At 55.4% G+C, this 383-nt stretch carries 1 other RNA gene; it reads right to left on the bottom strand.

The features are described 5' to 3' along the window. Positions 1 to 180: 180 nt before the first annotated feature. A non-coding RNA gene (locus tag ACEWB7_RS18725) (RtT sRNA) lies at positions 181 to 317 on the bottom strand. Positions 318 to 383 lie beyond the last annotated feature (66 nt).

Here is a 383-nt window from a genome sequence, read left to right on the forward strand (position 1 = left end):
AAGTTAAACTCACTGAAATTCTTGGCTAAAATTTAAAGCCGGATGGTGGTGTTATTGGTCGGTGGCGCTGCGCTTATGTAGACTGGATAAGGCGCCCGTGAACTGTGCCGCCATCCGGCAATGGACGGGGGCTTAATGCGAAAAAAAGCCCGTACATTCGTACGAGCTCTTTCTTACATATGGCGGTGAGGGGGGGATTGACTCGCTGCGCTCGCCCTTCGGGCAGCCCGTTCGCTGCGCGCCCGGTCTGTCCAACTGGCTGCGCCAGTTGTCGAACCCCGGTCGGTGGTTCTCATCCCCCCTTGGTTTGGGGGATACATATAAGCAAAAAGCCTGTACTTCTGTACAGGCTCTCAACTTGAAGATGGCGGTGAGGGGGGGAT

Origin of the sequence: Acinetobacter sp. NIOH-H-8 (assembly GCF_046635365.1) — a bacterium.
Lineage (GTDB): Bacteria > Pseudomonadota > Gammaproteobacteria > Pseudomonadales > Moraxellaceae > Acinetobacter.